Source organism: Micromonospora sp. NPDC047753 (assembly GCF_040642735.1).
Lineage (GTDB): Bacteria > Actinomycetota > Actinomycetes > Mycobacteriales > Micromonosporaceae > Micromonospora.
Genome location: NZ_JBEYSL010000670.1, coordinates 1 through 2,990 on the forward strand (window position 1 = coordinate 1; position 2,990 = coordinate 2,990).

General features: G+C 75.8%; 2 protein-coding genes and 1 pseudogene. 2 read left to right on the forward strand and 1 reads right to left on the reverse strand.

The window, feature by feature from the left end; translation table 11 throughout:
• The first annotated feature begins 108 nt into the window (after positions 1 to 108).
• Both ABZ749_RS32870 and ABZ749_RS32875 read left to right on the forward strand, forming a co-directional pair.
• On the forward strand, positions 109 to 1,107 hold the full coding sequence (locus tag ABZ749_RS32870) for a mannitol dehydrogenase family protein (protein ID WP_357234757.1): 999 nt from the start codon (positions 109 to 111) through the stop codon (positions 1,105 to 1,107).
• Positions 1,097 to 2,335 carry a Gfo/Idh/MocA family oxidoreductase gene (locus tag ABZ749_RS32875; protein WP_357234760.1) on the forward strand — a complete coding sequence of 413 codons (1,239 nt, stop codon included), beginning with the start codon at positions 1,097 to 1,099 and terminating at the stop codon, positions 2,333 to 2,335. Before ABZ749_RS32870 ends, ABZ749_RS32875 begins: the two co-directional genes overlap by 11 nt.
• A 450-nt stretch (positions 2,336 to 2,785) precedes the next feature.
• Here ABZ749_RS32875 and ABZ749_RS32880 read toward each other — a convergent pair.
• Positions 2,786 to 2,899, reverse strand: a pseudogene (locus ABZ749_RS32880) (PH domain-containing protein); the annotation flags it as partial.
• Positions 2,900 to 2,990: the final 91 nt, after the last annotated feature.

Consider the following 2,990-nt stretch of genomic DNA (forward strand, 5'->3'; position numbering starts at 1 on the left):
GGACACCGTGGTCGACCTGGCCAACCAGGTCGGTGCCGGGGCGGTGCTCAGCGACGACGAGGGCGGCGTGCTGAAGGTGACCTGGCCGGCGGCCGAGCGCCGACCACGGTGCCGGGGCTGCTGCTGCGCGGGCTGGCCGCCCGGGCCGCCGCGGACGCCGGACCGGTGGCCCTGGTGAGCTGCGACAACCTGCCGGCCAACGGTCGTCGACTGCGCGGCATGCTCGACCAGGCGGTCGGCCGGGCCGGCGGGGTGCCCGCCGGGCTCGTCGAGTGGGTGGCCGGCAACGTCACCTGCCCGGGCACCATGGTGGACCGGATCGTGCCGGCCAGCACCCCGGAGACGATCGAGGCGGCCCGGCGGGCGCTCGGCGTGACCGACCTGGCCGCCGTGGCCGCCGAGCCGTACGCGCAGTGGGTGATCGAGGACGACTTCCCCGGCGGTCGGCCCGGCTGGGAGTTCGCCGGGGCGGTGCTCACCGACGACGCCGGCCCGTGGGAGCGGTTGAAGCTACGCGCCCTCAACGGGGTGCACTCCGCCATCGCCTACCTCGGAGCGTTGGCCGGTCGGGAGACCATCGCCGACGCGCTGGAGATCCCGCACCTGCGTGACGTGCTGCGCCGGCTGATCGCCGAGGACGTGGCGGCCAGCTTCACCCCGCCGGACGGGGTGCGGGTGGTCGACTACGGCGAGCAGGCCCTCGCCCGTTTCGGTAACCCGGCGATCCACCACCGCACCCTCCAGGTGGCGATCGACGGCTCGCAGAAGCTGCCGCAGCGCGTCCTGCACACCATCGCCGACCTGCGCGCGACCGGCCGGTCCGCGCGCTGGGGCGCGCTGGTCGTGGCGTCCTGGTTGCGCTTCGCGCTGGGGTACGCCGACGACGGCCGGCCGTTGCCGTTCCAGGACCCACTGGCGGGGCCGATCCGGGCCGCCCTGGACGCCGGGTCGCAGAGCCCGGCGGGCGCTGTCGACGCGGTCTTCGCGCTACGCGACGTCATCCCAATGGAGGTGGCCGAGGACGACGAGGTCCGCGCGGATGTGATCGCCTGGCTGACCGCGTTGGAGCGGCACGGCGTCGAGGCCACCCTGGCCGGTGCGCGGTGAGCCGGTCCGCCCGGGCCGGTCGGCGGTGAGCGGGGCCACCCCGCCGCCCCGGGTGGCGGTGATCGGGGCGAACGGGCACGGTCGCTGGCACCGGCGGGTCATCGCGCCCCTGCACGCCGCCGGTCGGTTGCGGTTGGTCGCCCTGGTCGACGTCCGACCGGTGGAGGACGACCCGGCCGCCCCGGTGCCGCCGGGGGTGGCGGTGTTCACCGACCACCGGGCGATGCTCGCCGCCACCCGACCGGAGGTGGTGGTGATCTGCACGCCTCCGCACACCCATCTGGCGATCGCCCGCGACGCCCTGGCCACCGGCGCGGATCTGCTGCTGGAGAAGCCGCCGGTGCTGTCGCTGGCCGAGCACGAGGAGCTGACCTGGGCCCTCACCGCCGCCGGTCGGGTGGCCCAGGTCGGCTTCCAGGCGCTCGGCTCGGCGGCCCTCACCGCGCTGACCGACGCGCTGGCCGCCGGCCGGCTGGGCACTGTCACCGGCATCTCCACCGTCGCCGCCTGGCAACGGCCGGACGCCTACTACGCCCGCTCCCCCTGGGCCGGTCGACGGGCCGTGGACGGCCGGCCGGTGCTGGACGGCGCGCTCGTCAACCCGCTCGCGCACGCGGTGATGCAGTGCCTGGCGATCGCCGAGGCGCTCGCCGGGGCGACGCCGTGGCCGGTCGCGATCGAGGTGGAACGGTATCGGGTCCGGCCGATCGAGGTGGAGGACACCGCCGTGTTGCGGGTCCGGTTCCGCGCCGGGCCGCCGGTGCTGGTGGCGGTGACCCTGGCCGCCGAGGAGTTCGTGGCGGGCGAGGTGGTGGTGACCGGTACGACGGGGCAGGCGGTGCTGGAGTACCCGACCGACCGGCTGCGCCTGCCCGGGGACGTGGTGACCCGCCGGGTGCCGGGGCGACTGGGGCTGCTGGAGAACCTGCTCGCCCACCGGGCCGATCCGTCGGGCGTGCCACTGATCGCGCCGCTGGCCCGTACCGCGCCGTTCACCGCGCTGCTGGACGCGTTGCGGCCCGCGCCGGAGCCCCGGCTGCTCGACGGCGAGCTGGTGACCACCCTCGGCGAGGGCGGGGAGCGGGTCCGCCACCTGCGGGGCGTCGTCGACGTGCTGCGCCGGGCGGCCGAGCGGGGGGCGCTGCCGAGCGAGCTGGGGGTGCCGTGGGCGTCCGGCGCGTACCGCGCCGAGCTGGCGGGACAGACGAACAACCGACAGGTCCCATGATCAGCGAACGGAGTGAGTCGATGCGCAGATTCCTCGGCGGCGCCACGGTTGTCGCCCTTCTCCTCGGCGCCGCACCGGCCGCCGCCGCTGCCCGTCCGGACGTCCCGTCCGCCGACCGGCTCTCCTGGTTGGCCGACCACCTCGGCCGGCAGACACTGCCCGAGCGCGACGGTTGGGCGGCCGACGGCCCCGGCACCACCGGCGGCTCGGCGGCCACTCCCGAGCGGACCCGGGTGGTCCACAGCCGGGCGGAACTGGTCGCCGCGCTGGGCGGCGACAACGCCGGCAACGCCGCCGACGCCACCGGAAAGCTCATCTACGTCGACGGCGCGATCGACGGCTTCGAGGGGCCCGACGGCACGCCGCTGAGCTGCGCCGACCTGGCCGACCCCGGATACCGGTTGGACGCCTACCTGGCCGCGTACGACCCGGCGGTGTGGGGATGCTGGAGGACGCCAACCCGAGACGGCGCTGGATGGGCCCCTGGACCACCCGCACGCTCTGGATCCGGGCGTACGGCACGATCACCAGTTGCCGGGTGAGCCGCCCCGACCGGGTGGCCCACGGCACCGCCACCGTTGTGCGGGATGCGTTGGGTGACGACCCGGACCTGGTTGTTCTGCACGATGCCGCTGGTGGTGTCCAGGCGTTGCAG